At 67.2% G+C, this 18,527-nt stretch carries 22 protein-coding genes and 1 pseudogene; 15 read left to right on the top strand and 8 right to left on the bottom strand.

The window, feature by feature from the left end; translation table 11 throughout:
• Positions 1-29: 29 nt before the first annotated feature.
• On the bottom strand, positions 30-902 hold the full coding sequence (locus tag WA944_RS00570; RefSeq protein ID WP_526646083.1) for an SAM-dependent methyltransferase: 873 nt from the start codon (positions 900-902) through the stop codon (positions 30-32).
• A 167-nt stretch (positions 903-1,069) separates the two neighbouring features.
• Between WA944_RS00570 and WA944_RS00565 the strand changes: the two genes are divergently transcribed.
• A complete protein-coding gene (locus WA944_RS00565; protein WP_526373603.1) occupies positions 1,070-2,446 on the top strand; it encodes a cytochrome P450 in 1,377 nt (458 codons plus the stop codon).
• Here WA944_RS00565 and WA944_RS00560 read toward each other — a convergent pair.
• Positions 2,443-3,174, bottom strand: a complete 732-nt coding sequence (locus tag WA944_RS00560; RefSeq protein ID WP_526373605.1) for a dienelactone hydrolase family protein — start codon at positions 3,172-3,174, stop codon at positions 2,443-2,445. The two genes, WA944_RS00565 and WA944_RS00560, sit on opposite strands and share 4 nt — an antisense overlap.
• 43 nt (positions 3,175-3,217) lie before the next feature.
• Positions 3,218-3,964, bottom strand: coding sequence for a hypothetical protein (locus tag WA944_RS00555; protein WP_526373607.1), 747 nt, complete (start codon positions 3,962-3,964; stop codon positions 3,218-3,220).
• Positions 3,965-4,041: 77 nt separating this feature from the next.
• Between WA944_RS00555 and WA944_RS00550 the strand changes: the two genes are divergently transcribed.
• From WA944_RS00550 to WA944_RS00530, 5 genes and pseudogenes are all read left to right on the top strand, one after another.
• On the top strand, positions 4,042-4,974 hold the full coding sequence (locus WA944_RS00550; protein WP_526646080.1) for a hypothetical protein: 933 nt from the start codon (positions 4,042-4,044) through the stop codon (positions 4,972-4,974).
• A gap of 140 nt (positions 4,975-5,114) precedes the next feature.
• Positions 5,115-6,041 (top strand): NAD-dependent epimerase/dehydratase family protein, encoded by a 927-nt coding sequence (locus WA944_RS00545; protein WP_526646078.1) that lies wholly within the window; start codon positions 5,115-5,117, stop codon positions 6,039-6,041.
• A 76-nt stretch (positions 6,042-6,117) separates the two neighbouring features.
• Positions 6,118-7,110, top strand: coding sequence for a glycoside hydrolase family 6 protein (locus tag WA944_RS00540; RefSeq protein ID WP_526609235.1), 993 nt, complete (start codon positions 6,118-6,120; stop codon positions 7,108-7,110).
• Between the two features lie 31 nt (positions 7,111-7,141).
• Entirely contained in the window at positions 7,142-7,345 is a 204-nt protein-coding gene (locus WA944_RS00535) for a zinc-ribbon domain-containing protein (protein ID WP_526373615.1), read from the top strand.
• A gap of 121 nt (positions 7,346-7,466) precedes the next feature.
• Positions 7,467-7,826 (top strand): annotated as a pseudogene (locus tag WA944_RS00530) (TA system VapC family ribonuclease toxin); the annotation flags it as partial.
• A 9-nt stretch (positions 7,827-7,835) separates the two neighbouring features.
• Here WA944_RS00530 and WA944_RS00525 read toward each other — a convergent pair.
• Complete coding sequence (locus WA944_RS00525) at positions 7,836-8,774, bottom strand: mechanosensitive ion channel family protein (protein ID WP_526373617.1); 939 nt, start codon at positions 8,772-8,774, stop codon at positions 7,836-7,838.
• Positions 8,775-8,910: 136 nt separating this feature from the next.
• Between WA944_RS00525 and WA944_RS00520 the strand changes: the two genes are divergently transcribed.
• From WA944_RS00520 to WA944_RS00510, 3 genes are all read left to right on the top strand, one after another.
• Complete coding sequence (locus WA944_RS00520) at positions 8,911-9,471, top strand: protein disulfide oxidoreductase (RefSeq protein WP_526373619.1); 561 nt, start codon at positions 8,911-8,913, stop codon at positions 9,469-9,471.
• A complete protein-coding gene (locus WA944_RS00515) occupies positions 9,468-10,340 on the top strand; it encodes a cytochrome c biogenesis CcdA family protein (RefSeq protein WP_526373644.1) in 873 nt (290 codons plus the stop codon). Before WA944_RS00520 ends, WA944_RS00515 begins: the two co-directional genes overlap by 4 nt.
• 103 nt (positions 10,341-10,443) lie before the next feature.
• Complete coding sequence (locus WA944_RS00510; protein WP_526646076.1) at positions 10,444-11,496, top strand: GlxA family transcriptional regulator; 1,053 nt, start codon at positions 10,444-10,446, stop codon at positions 11,494-11,496.
• A gap of 6 nt (positions 11,497-11,502) precedes the next feature.
• On the opposite strand, the gene WA944_RS00505 is transcribed toward WA944_RS00510, so the two are convergent.
• Complete coding sequence (locus WA944_RS00505) at positions 11,503-12,459, bottom strand: GlxA family transcriptional regulator (protein ID WP_526373623.1); 957 nt, start codon at positions 12,457-12,459, stop codon at positions 11,503-11,505.
• Between the two features lie 299 nt (positions 12,460-12,758).
• Here WA944_RS00505 and WA944_RS00500 point away from each other — a divergent pair, with 299 nt between their 5' ends.
• The 5 genes from WA944_RS00500 to WA944_RS00480 are packed head-to-tail and all read left to right on the top strand — an operon-like array spanning position 12,759 to position 15,647.
• Positions 12,759-13,289, top strand: coding sequence for a DUF1097 family protein (locus tag WA944_RS00500; RefSeq protein WP_526373625.1), 531 nt, complete (start codon positions 12,759-12,761; stop codon positions 13,287-13,289).
• A complete protein-coding gene (gene nthB, locus WA944_RS00495; RefSeq protein WP_526373627.1) occupies positions 13,286-14,023 on the top strand; it encodes a nitrile hydratase subunit beta in 738 nt (245 codons plus the stop codon). Before WA944_RS00500 ends, nthB begins: the two co-directional genes overlap by 4 nt.
• The gene (gene nthA / locus WA944_RS00490) at positions 14,020-14,640 is read left to right on the top strand and encodes a nitrile hydratase subunit alpha (protein WP_526373628.1); all 621 of its coding nucleotides are present in this window, start codon (positions 14,020-14,022) and stop codon (positions 14,638-14,640) included. The genes nthB and nthA overlap by 4 nt, the downstream gene beginning before the upstream one ends.
• The gene (locus tag WA944_RS00485; RefSeq protein ID WP_526373630.1) at positions 14,637-14,945 is read left to right on the top strand and encodes a nitrile hydratase accessory protein; all 309 of its coding nucleotides are present in this window, start codon (positions 14,637-14,639) and stop codon (positions 14,943-14,945) included. Before nthA ends, WA944_RS00485 begins: the two co-directional genes overlap by 4 nt.
• A 24-nt stretch (positions 14,946-14,969) precedes the next feature.
• Positions 14,970-15,647: an energy-coupling factor ABC transporter permease gene (locus WA944_RS00480; protein ID WP_526373632.1), complete on the top strand. Its 678-nt coding sequence runs from the start codon at positions 14,970-14,972 to the stop codon at positions 15,645-15,647.
• A 68-nt stretch (positions 15,648-15,715) separates the two neighbouring features.
• Here the strand turns inward: WA944_RS00480 and WA944_RS00475 are convergent, their stop codons facing one another.
• Positions 15,716-16,138, bottom strand: a complete 423-nt coding sequence (locus WA944_RS00475; protein WP_526373634.1) for a nitroreductase family deazaflavin-dependent oxidoreductase — start codon at positions 16,136-16,138, stop codon at positions 15,716-15,718.
• Between the two features lie 46 nt (positions 16,139-16,184).
• On the bottom strand, positions 16,185-16,958 hold the full coding sequence (locus WA944_RS00470; RefSeq protein ID WP_526646074.1) for an enoyl-CoA hydratase/isomerase family protein: 774 nt from the start codon (positions 16,956-16,958) through the stop codon (positions 16,185-16,187).
• A 46-nt stretch (positions 16,959-17,004) separates the two neighbouring features.
• Here WA944_RS00470 and WA944_RS00465 point away from each other — a divergent pair, with 46 nt between their 5' ends.
• A complete protein-coding gene (locus tag WA944_RS00465; RefSeq protein WP_526646072.1) occupies positions 17,005-17,454 on the top strand; it encodes an FAS1-like dehydratase domain-containing protein in 450 nt (149 codons plus the stop codon).
• A gap of 27 nt (positions 17,455-17,481) precedes the next feature.
• Here the strand turns inward: WA944_RS00465 and malQ are convergent.
• The coding region (malQ, locus tag WA944_RS00460; RefSeq protein WP_526646070.1) for a 4-alpha-glucanotransferase at positions 17,482-18,527 on the bottom strand (1,046 nt) is incomplete at its 5' end.

Here is an 18,527-nt window from a genome sequence, read left to right as displayed (position 1 = left end):
TGGCGGACCGAGGAGCCCGGCGCCCTGGCTCAGAAGGGTTTGGCGGTGAATCCCCAGCGCAACAGCGCCGCCTTGCGGCGGGCCGAACCGCTCAGCTCACCACCACGTCGCAGCCCCGGGGACTTACCCGGCTTGCCGTGCGCACCGAGAAGCCAGTACGCCTGCAGATAGGGCAGGGGAGTGGAATGGCCGGAGTGCATCCCCTTCAGTCCGGCTGCGGCCAGCTCGGTCGACAGCTCGGCGAACGTGAATGCTGCCGCTTCGCTGGCGATTGCATCCTCACGAAGGGTCACCGGGGATTCCGGGTCCACACACCCCAGCATGTCGGGACAGGCAGCCGGGCCGCGCAGTCGCTGGAAGTCCGAGATCCACACAGCAGCCCCGCTCCGGCGCTGCACGGCCGCGAGTTGCGTGAGGGCCCCGCGCAGGAGGTCGAAGTCCGGGAGGTGGTGCAGTGTCCACATGCAGGAGATGGCATCCCACGGCGCGGTGGCCAACTGCTCCGGCAGGGCGGTGATGTCAGCCTGCACAAGGTCGACGCGATCCGCCAGACCTTCGTTCTCGAAAAGCGTGCGTGCGGTGGCCAGCATGTTGGGAGCAAGGTCGACTGCCGTTGCATGGATGTCGGGCCTGCGCCGCAGAACGGCGCTCAGTGCGCGGCCCGACCCCACCCCCAGGTCCAACAGTCGGCCACCGGGAGGAAGCAGCGCATCGAGGGATCGGGCACACAGGTCGTAGACCGCGCGCATCCCCGGGTTCGAGGCGCCGCCGGTGTGGAACTCGCCGACCGATACCGGATCGTCCATCACCATGGGTTCGGGGATACGTTCGCGCCCGGTCGGGTGGAACCGCTCGCGGATGACGATTCCCGGCACCCGCCACAACGGTCGAACTGTTGGCATCTCGAACCCTTCTCCGAACCGGTGCGCTCGCGGCCGTCGCCGCCCACTGCACACGTGGATTATGCGTCACGACATGGAAGGCGCCGCCGGTGGCGTCGCGCGGAATCCGAATGGCTCGGTAGGCTCCCTGCATTCGGCGTTCGACGACGCGTTGCGGGGAGGAAGACTTGGTTCATAGCGAGGTCGACGCGGGTGAGCACACGTCGCTGCCACTTGCACCGGTGAACCCGCTGCCGTTCCGGCAGCGGCTGGCGGCGGTCAGGGAGTTCAGCACCGGTACCGCAAGGCTGCGAGATGCCGGCGGTCCCGTCACCGCGTTCACGTTGGGACCGCGCTGGTTGATGCCCCCGATGGTGCTGGCGACATCGCCGCGTGCCATTCGCGACATCCTCGCGACCAAGGACGCCTCCGTGGACAAGACGACACCCGTCTTCGAGGAGATGCGACGGGTCATCGGCGCCAACTTGGCAGATCTTCCCTTCGAGCCGTGGAAACCGCGGCGGCGGACCTTGCAGCCTGCGTTCACCAGACAGCGGGTGAACGAGTTCGGTGGCCACATGTCACAAGCGGCTCAAGGGCTGTGCGAGAAATGGCCGACGGACGGTGTGGTCGATCTGGACGCCGAGTGCCGAACGCTGACGCTGCGGGCGCTCGGCCGGTCTGTCCTCGGTCTGGATCTCGAGGAGCGTGCCGACGATGTCGCCGAGCCGCTGCGGGTGGCATTGAGCTACGCGATCGGTCGCGCGACACGGCCGGTGCGCGCCCCCCGATGGCTTCCCACCCCGGCGCGCCGGCGCGCACGTGCGGCGAGCGCCAGATTGCACGCACTCACCCAGGACATCTTGCGCGATTGTCGTGCCGACCCGACCAGGGTCGCGCCGCTCGTGCGGGCGTTGATCGCGGCGCAGGACCCCGAAACCGGTGCCCGGTTGACGGATCAGGAGATCTGCGATGAGCTGATCATCTTTCTGTTCGCCGGCCACGACACCACTGCGACGACCTTGACCTACGCTCTGTGGTCGCTGGGCCGTCATCCGCACTACCAGGACCGGATCGCGAAAGAGATTGCCGCTCTGCCGGATCGCCCGCTGACCCCTGACGATGTCCCGCAGTTGGGGTTCACGGTGCAGGTGATCCGCGAATCACTTCGGCTGTGCCCGCCGGCGCCGACCGGGACCCGCATGGCGTGTCGTGACGTCGAGGTGGCGGGCTACCGGGTGCCCAAGGGCACCATGCTCGTCATCGGGAGAATGGCCGTCCAACAGGATCCGGCCCTCTGGGACGATCCGCTGCGATTCGACCCCGACCGGTTCGCCCCCGAGAAGTTCAAGGCCCTCGATCGCTGGCAGTACATTCCGTTCGGTGGCGGTCCGCGTTCCTGCATCGGGGATCATTTCGCGATGCTGGAGGTCACGCTCGCGTTGGCAACCATCATTCGTAGAGCCGAAATCCTGTCTCTCGACGACGGATTCCCGCTCGCACTGCACTTCACCATGATCGCCGGCGGTCCGATCCGCGCCCGTGTCAGACCGCGCCCAGCCTAGGGGTTCGGATGGTGCCCCGGTGCGGCGAGATGCTCTTCGAAGAACGCGAGGATGCGGCGCCACGCATCTTCTGCTTCAGGAGCGGAATGCGCCATGCCGATGGCCCCGGCCACGAGACGAATGGGACCGGGCAGCGGGTGTTCGTTCATGAAACTGTGACCGACGTCCGGATACTGCTTCACGTCGTGGGGTACGCCGGCGTCGGCCAGGACCGCTTCGAGCTTGGCGCCGGTACCACGCGCCATGATGGGGTCTTTCGCGCCGAAACTGGCCACCACCGGACACGATTGACGCAGTTTGTCGATGTCCTTGGGGAGTAGCGCGTAATTGGGGGCGGTGGCACCGAACAACCCGGTGTCGGCGAGCTGCAGACAGAACCCCGCACCCATGCAGAAGCCCGCAATCCCGACTCGTCCGGTGCACCGACTGTCGGCGATCAGGTGCTCACGGGCGGCGAGAAGGCTGCCGTAGGCGGGGCCGCGGCCGGTGAAATGGGCGCGGATGGTGCTGAACATGCAGGTGATCTTGGGGCCACGGCCGTCATACAGCGCGGGGGCCAGCGCCAGATAGCCGCCGGCCGCGAAGCGGTCGGTGATCCGCTTCAGGTCAGCTGACAGGCCGAGGACATCTTGGACCACCACCACACCGGGCCACGGACCCTCGCCGTCGGGCGTTGCGAGGTAACCGCGGAAGTCGCCCTCGGCCGCCGCAACGGTGATCTCAGGCATGTGGTGACACGATCGTCATGGAGCGACGATAGCCAATCTGCGGTCAGGTTTGCGGATACGGTGCCCACCGCTTGTCGAATCCGGCCTTGCGGATCGCCAGTTGTGCTGCGCGTTCCGCGGCCGTGACGTAGACCGTGCTCGCGGGCAGATGTTCGTCGAGGTCTTCGAGCCTGACCACGACCGATTGCACCCCCGGCGCGTCGGTCGAGTCCGGGCCCAGGTCCTGGAAGCGCATCGAGATGATGCCCTGGTTCAACCTGCCGGTCGAAATCCAGTTGGCCACAACGGGATCGGCTACCGACACCACCATGGTGTAGGTCCCGTCCGGGTTGGCGACAGCCTGGTCGTCGTTCAGGCTCGTCTGCTGGTTCCAGTAGTCGTCGGTGATCGTCCAGTCGTTGTAGACCGGAACGGTGAAGAACCCGGCACTCCCCGGGTCGATCGTGAGCACCAGCGCCTCGTCGTCGGCGAGTTGGAAGTAGCCGTTGCTCTGCAGCTGGTTGGCCAGGAACTCGGCGTTGCTGGCCGGCTGTGTCATCACGTTCGGGGCCCTGAGCTCACCGGTGTCGGGGTCGGTCGTGGCGAGCGCCATGTACTTCGCTTGCTCGTTCGCGCCCCTGACCAACAGCAGCAGGGCGGTCAGCGTGCCCCGGACGGGGCGCGACTCGGCGATGCCGAGCGGTGGTATCAGCGACACCAGCGAGGTCAGCAGCGGACTGTCGTTGACCAGTCCGCCCAGCAGGACGAAACCGCCGAGTTGGGCGAACAGACTGTTGCGGGGGCCGCTCACACGGTGCACCGCCCATCGGATCCTCGATCGTCCAGTCACCCAACGTGTCCCGAGCAGCGATGAGCGTGGATCGGGAGGTGAGTTGCAGGTGGTTGGTCTGCCCGGGTGCGGCGGCCTCGCCGCTGACCGTGATCACGAACGTGCCGTCCTCGTCGACGTCGAGGTCACTCAGGGACAAGATCGTCGACGTGGTGCCGGCGGTCCCCTCGAGCACGCTGAAGGTGACGTCGGCGGGAATGCCGTCGTACAGGCGGCCGGTGATCAACTTTAATCAACGCCACCGGCAGCGACTTGGCAGTCGACATGGCGATCTTCTCGCGTTCGATCTGCTCCGGTGTACCCAGCGGGCTGACCTGATTGCCCAGTGCAGTGTCGGTGACGTCCACGGCGGCGTACGACTGTGCGGTCGTGGCGGGCGCCTCGGCGCCGGCCTCTTTGTGGTGGCCGCCAAGGCCAGGTCGACGGGCGGAGCAAGCGGCGCCGGGGGTGTTTCGGGTGCCGGCGGGGCCGCGGCCTCGACGACCTGCACGTCGACAACCTGGCCCGCCGTGGACGCGTCGTCGTCCTCCTGGCCCGGGGAACTCGACTCGGCGGCGGTCTCGGCGGCCGAGTCGCCGTCGGTGTCGTCGGTGTCGTCGTCGGGCTCGCTTTCGCCGGAGGTGTCGGCGCCAGTATCGGTGTCAGCCTTGGTGTCGGTTCGGGTCTTCCGCGCCGAGGCCTTGTCCGCTGTGTTCGAGTCCGCTGCCGACGAGCCCGTCGTGGAGTCCGCCGACGAACTCGAGGAGGACGAACTCGAGGATGACGATGACGATGATCCCGACGACGAGTCGTCGCTGTCGGCGTGCGCGGTCGGCATGGCCAGTGCGGCTCCGACGCCGAGGAAAACTGCGAGCGCACCCACACGTCCGATGAACTTCCCGCGTCCGGCTGCGCCCCTGGACCTGCCGGGCAGACCGTCGGCCTCAAAGTTCGGTGAGCGCATCACGACCTCTCCGCAGGATGTGTCCTAGATCACTTCGGCCCATCAGGTGTAGCGGGGGAACCAGGCTGTCCGCAACAGCATCGCCGATGCGTCTCATGGGCAAGACAATCGGCTCCATCTGTCTAATCGGCGCCGCACCGGTACCGGCATCGCTGGCATGGTGGGGATATGAGCGCCGCACCTCAACCGCCAGTAGTCGTCACCGGAGCGAACGGCTTCGTAGGTTCGCGCACGTGTGCCGAACTCGTCAGACACGGGGCCACAGTGCGAGCCGTCGTGCGCCGCGCGGGAAGCGCGCCGCGCACCGACGGCGTCGAGGAATGCGTCGGAAGCTTCGGCGACCAGGACTTCGCCACTGGCGTGGCCGCTGGGGCGGGCGCTGTGATCACGACGGTGCATCCGATGGGCTCAGACCGGCAGACACAACATCACGTGGCTGTCGAAGGAACGCCGGTCCTCGCTTGCGCGGCGCGCGATGCCGGCGTCGAACGGCTGGTTCACATGTCGACGGCGGGCGTCTACGACCGGTCCCCCGGCGTGGGTGACGTCGACGAATCAGGGGCGCTGGTGGACGATGACGCGGGGGACTATCCCGTCACCAAGCGCGACACCGACGCCGCCCTTGCCGCGGTGGCCGGACTCACCCGCATCCTGGTGCGCCCGCCGGCGATCCTCGGACCAGGCGACACGTCGATCTGGAACTCGCTGCGCCCCGGCGACATCGCGAAGAGGCCCGCCGCCCGCCACGTCGTCCCCGAAAAGTCGTTCGCGTGGGTGCACGTCGACGACCTCGCAGCTCTCCTGGCGGCGCTCGCGACCGGGGAGATCAAGACATCCGACGATCCCGAACGCGGCCCGGTGGACGGCGGCTGCACCGCGGTCAACGTCGCCGGTGGCCCGGCGACCCAACGCGACTACTTCGAGGCCGTCACCGAAGTGCTGGGCGTGGACCCGGTGTGGGAGCAGGGGCCCGCGTGGACCGGTCAGATCGTCGCCGACCGCGCTCGCCGCTGGGGCTGGACGCCGCAGGTCGGGCTCGCGCAGGCACTCGGCGAACTCAAGGGCGGATTGCGGGCCGAGCGGCGCAGCGAGTGACCGGGAGAGCCGGCGGCCTTCGGAGCAGAGGGCGGTTTGGCGCTTGTCATAGGGCGGCGCTACGTTCTGTCACGTGATGTCCTCAGCTGCCGGTGCAGTCGCGCGATGGATCTTGCCTCTTCTCTCGGTAGCGGTGCTGGCCGGCGTCGGCTTTGCTCCCGCGCCGGTGCATCCTGGTCCCGCCCCGGTGGTGCGCCTGGTCAGTGACGCAAACCCACTGGTGGGTCTGCCGTTCTACGTCAACCCGAACTCGAAGGGCACGCGCGCCGCGGCGAGCGACCCGGACCCGCTGCTGGCCGCGGTAGTCAACACGCCGACGGCGTACTGGATGGACCACCGTTCCACTCCGTCCGTGGATGCGAAGTACATCGCGGACGCACAGGCCGCGGGCACCTTGCCGATTCTCGCCCTCTACGGGATCCCGAATCGTGACTGCGGGAGCTACGCCGCGGGCGGGTTCGGATCTGCCGGTGCCTACCGCAGCTGGATCGACGGCGTCGCCGCCGCCATCGGCGGGGGACCGGCGGCGGTCATCCTCGAGCCCGACGCGCTCGCGATGGCCGAATGTCTGTCAGCTGCCCAGCAGCAGGAGCGCTTCGACCTGATCGGCTACGCCGTCGACACGCTGACGCGCAACCCCGCCACCGCCGTGTACGTCGACGCCGGCCACCCGCGCTGGGTGGCCGCCGACGTCATGGCAGCCAGGCTGAACCAGGTCGGCGTGGCCAAGGCGCGGGGCTTCAGCCTCAACACCGCCAACTTCTTCACCACCGAGGAGAACGTCGGCTACGGCGGAGCCATCTCCGGGATGACGGGCGGCAAGCCCTTCGTCATCGACACGTCGCGGAACGGCGCCGGACCGGTGGAGAACGACGAGCTGTACTGGTGCAACCCCAGCGGCCGCGCCTTGGGCGTGCGGCCCACCACGGCCACCGGCAACCCGCAGGTCGACGCTTTCCTGTGGGTCAAGCGACCCGGCGAGTCCGACGGCTCATGCCGGGGTGCTGCGAGTGCCGGCACCTTCGTCAACCAGTACGCCATCGATCTGGCCCGCAACGCCGGCTGGTAGTACCGCGACCTCCGGTCCCTACGCTGGTGTGATGTTCTTCCTCTTCGGCTACGGGGCCAAGCAGAAGTTCCTTGGTGCGGGAGAGGTCCGGGCCTGCCAGCGCTGCCACAACACCACGCAGTGGACGCGGGTTCGGGAGTTCAAGCAGATCACCTTGTTCTTCGTCCCGGTCGCGCGCTGGCGGCGCCGGGAGTTCGAAGTGTGCGGAATCTGCGGCAACGCCTTCGCGGTGTAAGCCGGTAGCGGTGCCCGCCTAGTGTCCCGCGCCGGAAATTCGTTGAATATATTTGGCGAGTGAGTCGAGGATCTCGTCGGCGGTCTTCTTCCAGACGAACGGTTTCGGCTAGCTCTAGAGGCTGGACCGGGCGTTGTCGGGAGCCGACATGGTCGGGTTGGCGTGGGTCCCGCTGCTGACCTTCGCCCGGCTCACCACGAAGCACGGCCTGTTCCCTTCCCCGCTCGACCCACGAGACGCGCTGGCTCAGATCCGGGCGTGGTGCGCGGCGCCGAGTGCGGTACTCGTGCAACCGAGCGCGCGGCACGCAGACGTCTTGTCCGACCTTGTGGTCCAGGTGGGCGCGGGCAGCAACCTCGTCAACGACGCCCATCTGGCAACGCTGGCCATCGAGCACCGGGGAAGCGTCGTCACCTATGACCGTGATGTCGGTCGATTCGACGGGATCCGTTGGGACACACCGGAATCGCTGCTGTCCTGACTCGGCAGGCTATTCCGCAGGCCGCGGGCCGACTACTTCATAAGTGGTGGAGGCGATCTCGATCCCGGCGGCGTCGAACTGCTCGAGCACCTCGCGGGCCATCTGGTCCTTGACGTCCCGGACGCCATACGCCTCGGTGACAAACCGAGCGGTGAGCTCGAGCCAATTGTCGGTCAGCCGCCAGTAGAGCTTCGGCTCGAGGTCGGTGTCACGCAGAAAGTACTTGCGGCGCATGCTCTCCAGCGCGTCCGCCGGCATCGCGCTCGGGGAGACGGAGTGCTTGGTTGCCGCATCGAGCAGTATCTGCCCGGCGGTGTGCCGGTCGGCGCGATAGGGGATAGGGATGGCGACCTCCTCCCACAGATACGGGAAGTCGCGCGTGTAGTTGTACACGGGTTCGTCGAACACCTTGTCGTTGGTCACCGTCACGACGCGGCCGGTGTACTGGCGGCTCTTGACCCACTGCGCGGGCTCGGCCCCCTGAAGAGCCGGTGGCTGGCCCATCTCCATGATCGTGGTCTTGATGAAGCCCAGCGCGATGACGTCACCTCGGACCCCACCCATCGTGATCCGGTCTCCGACGTTGAAGGTGTCGCCGCGCAGGATCAGCAGATAGCCGGCTACGGCAGTGATCACCCGCTGCAGCGCAAACGCAAGCCCCGCGGTCACCAGGCCGATGCCGGTGGCCAGCCGGGCGGGGTCGTCGAACCAGATGGACAGCAACCCGAGCAGAAACACCAGGGAGACGCCGATGTTGACGGCCTGCCGGCTCCAGAATCGCGCACGCTCGTTGCCGATGCCACGCAGCATCAGGCGCACCAGCGCCCGAAGTAGCCACCGCACCAGCATCAGAGCCAGGACAAGCGCCACCGTGAGGACCAGCTTGATGCCGTTCTCCTCACTGAAGAACAGCAGCCGGACGTCTTGGCCGAAGATGTGTATCCCCATGGGCGCATCCTGCCAGGGGGCCGCCGGCGGGATTCTCCGCTCAGCACAGTGTCACTTCGCTGACAATGGATACGCAGCACCGCTGCACGTGCTGCTTGAGTGAGCGCTAGCCACACAGCGACGAAAGGTCGGATCATTGAAAGCCACGTACGCGTTAGCGGTGCTTGCAACGACGGTCGGGTTGGTTGCCGGATGCGGAGGTACCGGCGGTGGGGACGACGCGTCGGCGACGTCCAGCGCGCCGCCAAGTGACGCCTCCGCGCCGGCCACATCCGCTACGCCCGCCGCCGTCCCAGCGGAACTGAACTTCACCGCGAAGACCCTCGGCGGCCAGGAGTTCTCGGGAGAGTCGCTGGTGGGTAAGCCCGCGGTGTTCTGGTTCTGGGCGCCGTGGTGCCCGACGTGTCAGCGCGAGGCACCCGATGTCGCGAGCGTCGCGCGTGCCAATCCCGAGGCGACGTTCGTCGGGGTGGCGGCGCTGGACCAGGAACCGGCGATGCAGGAGTTCGTCGACAAGTACGACGTCGGGTTCTTTCCCAACATCGCCGACCTCGATGGCTCGGTCTGGCAGCGCTTCGGCGTGACCGCACAACCGGCGTTCGCCTTCGTCGGCGCGGACGGCTCCGTCGATGTCGTCAAGGGAACGCTGGCGGAACCGGCACTGAGCAACCGGGTCGCCACGCTCCTAGACACCTGATGGAGGGTGGAACGATCGCCTTCGCGATGGCCGCCGGGCTGGTCGCGGCGCTGAACCCCTGTGGTTTCGCGCTGTTGCCCGGCTACCTCGCGTTGGTGGTGGCAGGCGAGGGCAACGCGCCTCCCAGCCGAATCGCCGCGGTGGGGCGTGCGCTGACCGCAACGGCGGTGATGGCGACCGGGTTCGTCGTGGTCTTCGGGTCGTTCGCGCTGATCCTGGCGCCGTTCACCGCGGTGATCCAGCAATACCTGCCGATGTTCACCGTCGTCATCGGGGCGGGCTTGGTGGGGTTGGGCGCCTGGATGCTGACCGGACGGGAGGTGACTCTGCTTCTTCCCAAAGCCGGCAGCGGCGCGCCCACTGCGCGGCTCGGCTCGATGTTCGGCTACGGCGTGGCTTACGCGGTGGCCTCGCTGTCGTGCACGATCGGTCCGTTCCTCGCAGTCACCGGTTCGACCTTCCGAACCGGTTCGGTGCTGGAAGGCGTCGTCGCCTATCTGGCATACGCCGCCGGCATGGCGTTGCTGGTCGGTGTCCTCGCGACTGCGATCGCGCTGGCGGCCGCACCGGTCACCAAGTGGCTACGCGGTGCGATGGGTCACCTGACCCGCATCGGTGGTGTGCTGCTGGTGGTGGCCGGTGCCTACGTGGCGTACTACGGGTTCTACGAACTGCGGGTGTTCCGCGGCGGCGACGCCGCCGACCCGGTCATCGGGGCGGCCGCACGTGTCCAGCAGGCGATGTCCTCGGCCGTCGGCGCTGTCGGCATCGTTCCGATCGCGGTGGCTCTCGCCGGGATCGTCGCTGTTGCCGGGGTCTTCGGGTGGCGCCGGATGAGCAGCGCTTCGGTGAAGGAGGAAGACCGGTGAGTGCGACGGGGATTGCCGGCGTTCGGAATGCTGCGGCAACACAAGCCCGTTAGATTGATCCCCACGCTCAGTGCGGGGTCAATGGAAGGGCAGTTTCGGACACGTGGCCGACGAATCCAGACATGAGCAGCGGGTGCCCGCCGGCGCGGCAGCCAGAACGGTGGTCTTCGCGCTCTACAACAAGGTGACGCTGCAGGATGTGGCGGCGCCGCTGGAGATCTTCGCCCGCGCGAACGACTTCGGGGCGAATTACACCGTGCTTTTGGCCTCCCCGACGGGGGAGGCCGTCGGCACCACGGCCTTTGCGACGCTGAACGTGGACATACCGCTGGTCGAGGTACCCGAGTCCATCGACACGCTGCTCGTGCCGGGCGGAGTTCCGGCCGACTTCGACTTCACACCAGGGTTGCACGACATCCCGGAAGAGCCGACGCCCGACGCCGTACCCGACGCCGTGAAGATGGTGCGCGAACTGGCGCCGCGGGCACGCAGGGTGGCCTCGGTGTGCACCGGCGCGTTCGTCCTCGCGGCCCTCGGGATGCTCGACGGCCGCCGCGCGACCACCCATTGGGCGCACTGCCAGACGCTGGCCGGCGCCTATCCGAACGTGAAGGTCGACCCCGACTCGTTGTTCGTGCAGGACGGCCCGTTCATCACCGGAGCCGGGATCACCGCCGGAATCGACCTGGCGCTGGCGCTGGTGGAGAGTGACTACGGGCCGGCCGTCGCCCGCCGGGTGGCGCGCTGGATGGTCGTGTTCCTGCAACGCCCCGGCGGGCAGGCACAGTTCAGCGTTTGGGCGGAGGCAGCACTGCCGGCGACGGGCGGTCTTCGCGACATCGTGGACTCCGTCATCGCCGACCCGGGCGCCGAGCATTCGACAGCGGATATGGCAGCCCGCGCGGCGGTGAGCGAGCGGCACCTGGTGCGGATGTTCCGCGATCAGGTCGGGACGACACCCGCCCGGTTCGTCGAGCAGGCGCGACTGGAGGCCGCAAAGGTGCTCCTGGCCACCGGGGGCCAGAGCCAGGAGGCCGTCGCGCGGCGTGCCGGCTTCGGCACCCCGGACACCATGCGGCGCACCTTCCGCCGAAACCTCGGCGTTTCTCCCGGCGTGTATCGAAATCGCTTTCGCACCACCGGAATCGACCAGTAGCGACCGTCAGGCGCCCGGTGCCGTCGCATGTGGGACGCGGCGCGCCGCTAGGTGATCGCGAACCCGGGCGCCTGAGCTCAGGCCGCTGCGCCGGGCCGCCGCGTGAAAGGACTCGCCCGCCAGGACCAGGCTGACGGCGTTCTCCAGCCGGACCTCCTGGACGTACTGCCGAAGCGTCACCCCGACCTGCGCCTTGAACAATCTGGCGAGATGGCGAGGACTGATGCCGAGTCGGGTTGCCACCGTCTCGAGTTCGTAGTGCCCCGCCGGTTCGGCGTTGACCGTGGCGAGCAACCGGTCGAGCTCCGGGTGCTTGGGCCGGGGTGTCCGGGCGGCCACGGAGATCTGCGGATCACCCTCCATGCGTCTGCTGAGCACGACCATGTCCTTCGAGATCTCCTGGGCCATGCCCGCGCCGTAGTCGTCACTGACCAGGGCCAGCGCCAGATCGATGCCGGCTGCGACTCCGGCGGAGGTCCAGACGGCACCGTCTCGGGTGTACACCGAATCACGGTCGATGATCACCGACGGGTGTCGCGCGGCGAACGTGTCGAGGTGCCGCCAATGCGTGGTCGCCCGCCGGCCATCCAGCAGACCCGCCGCGGCCAACGCGAATGACCCGGCGCAGACCGAGGCGAGCCGGGCGGCCCGCGGTGCGTGAGAGCGGATCACCTGCTGCAGATGCTGCGGAACACCCTCGGCGACAAGGAAATCGCCGCCCGGCACCAGAAGCGTGTCGAGTCGGGAGGGCAGGGCAGACGCCGGGGCGGCGTCGAGGGAGAATCCCGATGAGCACCGGATCGACGAGGAGCCGGTCGTCGAGTAGAGCCCGACCGAATAGGCACACCCCAGTGTGCGAGCCACGTCGAAGACTTCCAGCGGCCCGGTGACATCCAGGGTGCGGACCCCGTCGAACACAAGCATCGCGACGCGCCGTGGCCGACGGTCGCTGACGAGATGCATTGCACTAGCCTGGGTTACCACAGCCACCCGGTGCGCGCCGATGTCCGGAATTGCGCACGACCTGTCCGTGTCGGTCGGATCTCGCTCGCGGGGGTCCGGGTCTGCCGGCCGGGATGTCCTGTTCTGCGCAAAAGATGTCCATGTCGGCGGTCGTCCGAAAATCCTGCGTTACTGCCTGGAAACACGGCGCGCTCAACGTTGTCCACGGGCTTGACGGTGAGCCCGGCGTCGGCATCGCTACTCGAAGTGTCCCGATGTCCCGATATCTCGATCTCGTCGACAAAACAAGGTGGAACTGAATGGATTCGCGGTCTGCGCTCACGTTGAGCATCGGTGTGCTCGGCGGGTTCGCGGTGGCCTTCACCGCCACCGTGATCACCGTCCCGATCTGGGTGGTGTTCCTGGCATGGGCGTCCTTCTTCTTCGTCGGTGGTGGTCTGACCGGCTGGGTGCGCTCGGTGCTGTCGAATCTGGCGGGCGTCGCCATCGCCTGCGGGAGTCTTTACGCAGCGCATCTGCTCGGTGGCGGTCTCCTGCTCACCGCCGTCGCCGTGGGCGTCGGCAGCGCGGTGATGGTGCAGGCGTCCTGGGTCGACATTCTCGCCACCACGCCGGCGGTGGTGGTGGGGTTCGCCTCCACAGTGTCCACGGTCGCGGGGACAGGACAGTTGGTCACCGCGACGAGCATCTCCCATCCCGGCCTCGTGGCGGCGGTCGCCTGCGTGCTGGGTGCGACGTTCGGGATCGTCTCGGAGTACCTGGCCAAAGTGATGACAAGAACGCCGACGGCTCCGGCTGCCGGTGCTGAAACGAAAGGCGCGACGGCATGAAGTTGCAGCACTACCTGGGCGGTCTCGAGGGCCTGCCCCAGCCGCTGAGCCTCGAGAAGCGAGTGTTCGTCGAAGAGTGGGAGAAGCGGATCTTCGGCATCCACGTCGCGATGATGGGGCTGAGCAACCACCTCGGTTCAGCCCTGCCCGAATACCCGATCGCCGATGTGCCGACCAAATTCCGCGACGAATGGACCTGGGCGGACCTGCGTACCGGCGCCGAGGGGATGAACCCGTTCGACTACTTCAAGTTCCGCTACTACGAGAAGTGGCTCGGCGGCATCACCCAGTTCTTCATCGACAAAGGCTATGTGTCTGAAGACGAGATCCTTTCGCGGCTAGGCGATTCCACGCTGCCGTCCACCGAGGCCGACGTCCCGGCGATCGATGATCAGGTGATCGACTACCTGCGTCGCGGCGACAGCCCCCGGCGCGATGTGGCGCACCCGAAGTTCGCCGTCGGGCAGAAGGTTCGCATCACCAATGTCCCGGCCGGAGCTCACACCCGCCTGCCAGGTGCCCTGCGGACGAAGATCGGCACGGTCACCCGCATCTTCGAAGGCGACTACGGCTACTTCGTCCACACCGGCGACGGCATCGGCGACCCGATGCCGATCTACATCGTCGAGTTCACCCCGGAGGAACTCTGGGGCGTGCGCGCCGAGCCCGGGGCCAACAGTTTTTATGCCGAGTTGTTCGAGGCCTATCTCCAACCCGTCCAGGAGGACCAGTGAGTGACCAGTTCGCCTACCCATCCGATCGTGAGCAGTCGAGTGCCGAGAAGGTCACGGCACTGGAGAACCTGTTGGTGGAGAAAGGGATCATCACCAGCCAGACCGTCGACAAGGTGCTGTCCTACTTCGAGTCGGAGATGACACCGCTGAACGGCAAGAAGATCGTCGTCAAGGCCTGGCAGGATCCGGATTTCGCGGCTCGCGTCGTTGTCGACACGCCGGCGGCGATCGCCGAGCTGGAACTGCCTGACGGCATGGCCGGCGCCGAGGGGGAACACCTGCAGGCCGTCGCCAACGTACCGGGGGTGCACAACCTGATCATCTGCACACTGTGTTCGTGCTTCCCGTGGCCGGTTCTGGGGCTGCCGCCCTACTGGTACAAGGATCCGGTGTTCCGCTCCCGGGCGGCACGCGAACCCCGAACCGTGCTGGCCGAGGTCGGAGTCGAAATCGCCGATGACACCGAGATCAAGGTGTGGGATTCCAGTGGGCACTCCCGGTGGTTTGTCATCCCCGAGCGGCCCTCCGGGACAGAGGGTTTCACCGACGAGCAACTCATGGACCTGGTCACCACCGAATCGATGATCGGTGTCGCACTGGCAGGGCAGCAGTCATGACACTCCACGAAACTTGCACCACCGACCAGGCCGCCCCGTCGTTCGACCACGAATGGCAGCGCAGAGCGTTCGGGCTGGCACTGGCCCTCTCGGAGTTCGGCCACTACCAGTGGAGCGAATTCCAGCAGAGCCTGATCGACACGATCGGGAGCTGGGAGGCCACGCCGGAAGCCGTGCGTGGCGAATGGGAGTACTACGACCACTGGGTGGCAGCGCTCGAAGACGTCGTCCAACAGCGAGAAATCCTCACCGCACCCGTGATCACCGACGACGGCGACCACGCTGTGGCCGACGACCACCACTGACTCGCCGAAAAGAAAGGTCCACCAATGCACATAGAACCCGGAGTTGTCGAAGGGTCGAAGATCGTCCTGAGTTACCTCACCGTCGGCGGGGTCGGCGCCTACGCGTTGACCTCGGCATGGAAGCACATCAAGGAGCGTGGCTCGGCGTCGCTGGTTTTCGGCGCCGTCGCGTCGACGGCGATGGTGTTCGTGTTCTTCCAGGTGTTCCCGCATTTCCCGGTGGGAGTTTCCGAAGTCCACCTGATCCTGGGATCGACACTGTTCCTGTTGTTCGGCGCCGCACCGGCGGCCTTCGGGCTTGCGCTGGGCCTGCTGATCCAGGGTGTGCTGGTCGCGCCCTTCGACCTTCCGCAGTTCGGGATGAACGTCACCACGTTGCTGGTGCCGTTGTTCGCACTGCAGTACGTGGCGGGCAGGACCATCGCGCCCAAGACTGCCTATGTCGATCTGAAATACCGTCAGGCGCTGGGGCTCTCGGCGACCTACCAGGCGGGGATCGTGTCCTGGGTGTCGTTCTGGGCGCTCTACGGTGAGGGCTTCAGCGCCGAGACGGTCGCCAGCCTGGCCGCATTCGGTGTTGCCTACATGTCGGTGATCATCCTCGAACCGCTCGCGGACCTGGCGGTGCTGGCCGGCGCCAAGGCGCTGCACCGGTTCAGGGACGGGGCGTGGCTGGAGCCCCGCTTGTTCGCGCCTGCCTGACCGGTCCGCCATTCACAACCGAGGGCCGCTTTCCGGGTACTGCCCGGCAGGCGGCCCTTCGGGGTGCGTCACTCCAGTACGAACACCGGGATCAGGCGGTCGGTCTTGGTCTGGTACTCGGCGTAGGGCGGGTACGCCTGAACGGCGAGCTCCCACCAGTGCTCGCGCTCAGCGCCGTCCACCTCGCGTGCGGTCAGTTCGACGACCTTCTCACCGTCCTGCGCGGTGACCTGGGGGTGGGCCTTCACGTTGTGGTACCAGGAGGGATGCTGCGGGTCGCCTCCCTTGGACGCGATCATGGCGTACCGGCCGTTCTCCTCGACGCGCATCAACGGTACGTAACGCTTCTTGCCGGACTTCGCACCCGTGGTGGTGAACAGGACGACCGGACGGCCCATGATCTCGACGCCGTCGGTGGTGCCCTGCTCCAGGATGCGTTCGGTCTGTTCGCGGACCCAGTCCGTCGGGCTCAGTTCGCCGTGTTCAGTCACGTCGTGCTCCAACACTTCTCGGCGCGGTGGTATTCCGCCGCGGGGTTCAGCGCGCCCGCCACTGCGGCGGACGCCGGTCGCGCCAGGCTTGCAGGCCCTCAGCGACGTCCTCGGTCGCTCCCGCCACCTTACGCATGGTCTCGCCGAAGCGAACGGACTCGACCCAGCCCATGTCGGCGCTGCGCCACGCGACCTCCTTGGTGGCGCGCTGGGCCAGTGGGGCGGCCTCGGTCAGGGTCTTGGCCCAGGCCTGCGCTTCGGCCTGCAGGTCGGCGGGGTCGACCAGCTTCCAGATCAAGCCGATCTCCTTGGCCCGCTCGGCGCCCATCGACTTGCCGGTCAGCAGCAACTCCATCGCGTTGGCCCACCCGACCCGGTGGGGCAGCCGGATCGCTCCGACGATGGTGGGCGCGCCGAGCGTCACCTCGGGGAAGCGGAAGCTGGCCTCGGTGCTGGCGATGACGAAGTCGCAGAACAGCACCCCGGTCAGGCCGTAGCCGATACACGGACCGTGTACGGCGGCGATGGTCGGCTTGAACAGCTCCATCCCGCTTTCGAAGGAGTTGATGGTGGGTTTCTCCCAGAACGTCCCACCGAACGTGCCCACCGACCCGGCACCGTCCTTGAGATCCCCGCCGGCGCAGAAGACGTCACCGTTCGCGGTGAGGATCCCGACCCAGGCGTCCTCTTCCTCGCGGAACCGGTCCCAGGCCGCGTTAAGCTCGTCGCGCAGAGCACCGTTGATCGCATTGCGGGCCTCGGGCCTGTTCAGGGTGATGGTGGCGACGTGGTCTTCCAGCTCATAGGTGACGAGGCTCATAGCTGGACCCTAGTCCTAGTTGCCGGGTTCGATAGGTTCGACAGTCATGGCCCTGTCAGCGGACATCGTCGGCATGACCTACACCTACCCCGACTACTACGAGATCGGGGTGGAGAAGATCCGCCAGTACGCCAAAGCGGTCAAGAGCATGGATGCCGCACACTTCCACGAGGATGCCGCCCGCGCATTGGGTTACGACGGGATTCTGGCACCCCTGACGTTCATTTCGATCTTCGGCCTGCAGGCGCAGATGGCGTTCTTTGCGCACGCCGGCATCCCCATCGAGGACGAGAAGATCGTTCAGGTCGAGCAAGGCCTCACAATGCTGCACCCCCTCAAGGCGGGCGACAGACTCTACTGCCACATCCGCCTGGAATCGCTCCGGCGGGCATTCGGGGCAGATGTCCTGACGATCAGAAGCCGTATCACGAATCAACACGGTCAAACGGTGCAGGTGGACTACACCGTGATGGCCGGTCGCAGCGAATCGGAGTGAAGCTGGTACGCCATGCGGGTGGCCCGGTCACCGGGTTCTCCGGAACGCGGCGGTGACCTCGGCCACCCGCGGGTCGGTGCGCAACTCTTCCAGGGTCACCGGCAGCGGGAGCCGCCAGTTCGGGTATTCGTCGATGGTTCCGGGAAGATTGGGTTGTCGTGGCTCGCCGACGACGTCGTACGGGGAGATGAGCTTGAGCTGACTCGGAGTTGCGGCCAACAATCGGTGCATCGCGACGATGATCGCCGACTCGTCCGGTTCGGAAACGCTGTCCAGCAGTCCCTCGGAGCGCAACAGTGCCAGCCACTCGGCACGCTCCCGGTCCGCGTTCTCTTCCTCGGCGGTGACGTCGTCGAGCAGACCGAGGTCGGCGCGCACCCGCACGTGCTCCCCGCGCAGAAATCCGGCCGCGGTGGGGAGGTCATGGGTCGAGAGGCTGGCCGCCGCCCGACGGGGCCAGTTCGCCGGCGTCAACAACGGCTCGTGCGGTGCGGACTGATCACGGGTGAACCAGGACACCGCGCATCCCAGCATCCCGTTGTCGGAAAGCGCTTGCGTGACTTCCGGTTCGACCGTTCCCAGATCTTCGCCGACCACGGTGGCGGCGGCGCGATGGGCTTCCAGCGCCAGCACTGCGAGCATCGTGTCGGCGTCGTAGTGGACATAGGTGCCGCGGTCCGGGCCGTCGCCCGGCGGGATCCACCACAGTCGCCACAGACCGGCGACGTGGTCGATACGCAACCCATCGGCATGGGAGAGGACAGCCCGCAGCATGTCCCGAAGTGCGGCATATCCGGTGGCGGCCAGGCGATCCGGACGCCACGGCGGGAGACCCCAATCCTGGCCGCGCGGGGTGAAGTTGTCCGGCGGCGCTCCGACGCTGACACCGGCGGCGAGAACATCAGCCAGCGCCCACGCATCGGCACCGTCGGCATCCACCCCCACCGCGAGGTCGTGCAGCACCCCCAGCGCCATACCGGCGTCCTGTGCGCTCTGCCGGACGGCGGTCAGCTGCTCGGCGCACCGCTGCTGTACCCAGGCATGGAACGCCACCCGGGGGGCCAGCTCTCGGC

Origin of the sequence: Mycobacterium sp., from assembly GCF_049683355.1 — a bacterium.
GTDB lineage: Bacteria > Actinomycetota > Actinomycetes > Mycobacteriales > Mycobacteriaceae > Mycobacterium.
The sequence above is the reverse complement of the archived record's forward strand: the minus strand, read 5'-3'. Positions and strand labels throughout refer to the sequence as shown.

Bases quoted from the DNA above. Each gene is read 5' to 3' on its own strand.
- WA944_RS00570 (WP_526646083.1), bottom strand. From the start codon at position 902: ATGCCAACAGTTCGACCGTTGTGGCGGGTGCCGGGAATCGTCATCCGC.
- WA944_RS00560 (WP_526373605.1), bottom strand. From the start codon at position 3,174: ATGCCTGAGATCACCGTTGCGGCGGCCGAGGGCGACTTCCGCGGTTAC.
- WA944_RS00545 (WP_526646078.1), top strand. From the start codon at position 5,115: ATGAGCGCCGCACCTCAACCGCCAGTAGTCGTCACCGGAGCGAACGGC.
- WA944_RS00540 (WP_526609235.1), top strand. From the start codon at position 6,118: ATGTCCTCAGCTGCCGGTGCAGTCGCGCGATGGATCTTGCCTCTTCTC.
- WA944_RS00535 (WP_526373615.1), top strand. From the start codon at position 7,142: ATGTTCTTCCTCTTCGGCTACGGGGCCAAGCAGAAGTTCCTTGGTGCG.
- WA944_RS00525 (WP_526373617.1), bottom strand. From the start codon at position 8,774: ATGGGGATACACATCTTCGGCCAAGACGTCCGGCTGCTGTTCTTCAGT.
- WA944_RS00505 (WP_526373623.1), bottom strand. From the start codon at position 12,459: ATGCATCTCGTCAGCGACCGTCGGCCACGGCGCGTCGCGATGCTTGTG.
- WA944_RS00500 (WP_526373625.1), top strand. From the start codon at position 12,759: ATGGATTCGCGGTCTGCGCTCACGTTGAGCATCGGTGTGCTCGGCGGG.
- nthB (WP_526373627.1), top strand. From the start codon at position 13,286: ATGAAGTTGCAGCACTACCTGGGCGGTCTCGAGGGCCTGCCCCAGCCG.
- WA944_RS00485 (WP_526373630.1), top strand. From the start codon at position 14,637: ATGACACTCCACGAAACTTGCACCACCGACCAGGCCGCCCCGTCGTTC.
- WA944_RS00480 (WP_526373632.1), top strand. From the start codon at position 14,970: ATGCACATAGAACCCGGAGTTGTCGAAGGGTCGAAGATCGTCCTGAGT.
- WA944_RS00470 (WP_526646074.1), bottom strand. From the start codon at position 16,958: ATGAGCCTCGTCACCTATGAGCTGGAAGACCACGTCGCCACCATCACC.
- WA944_RS00465 (WP_526646072.1), top strand. From the start codon at position 17,005: ATGGCCCTGTCAGCGGACATCGTCGGCATGACCTACACCTACCCCGAC.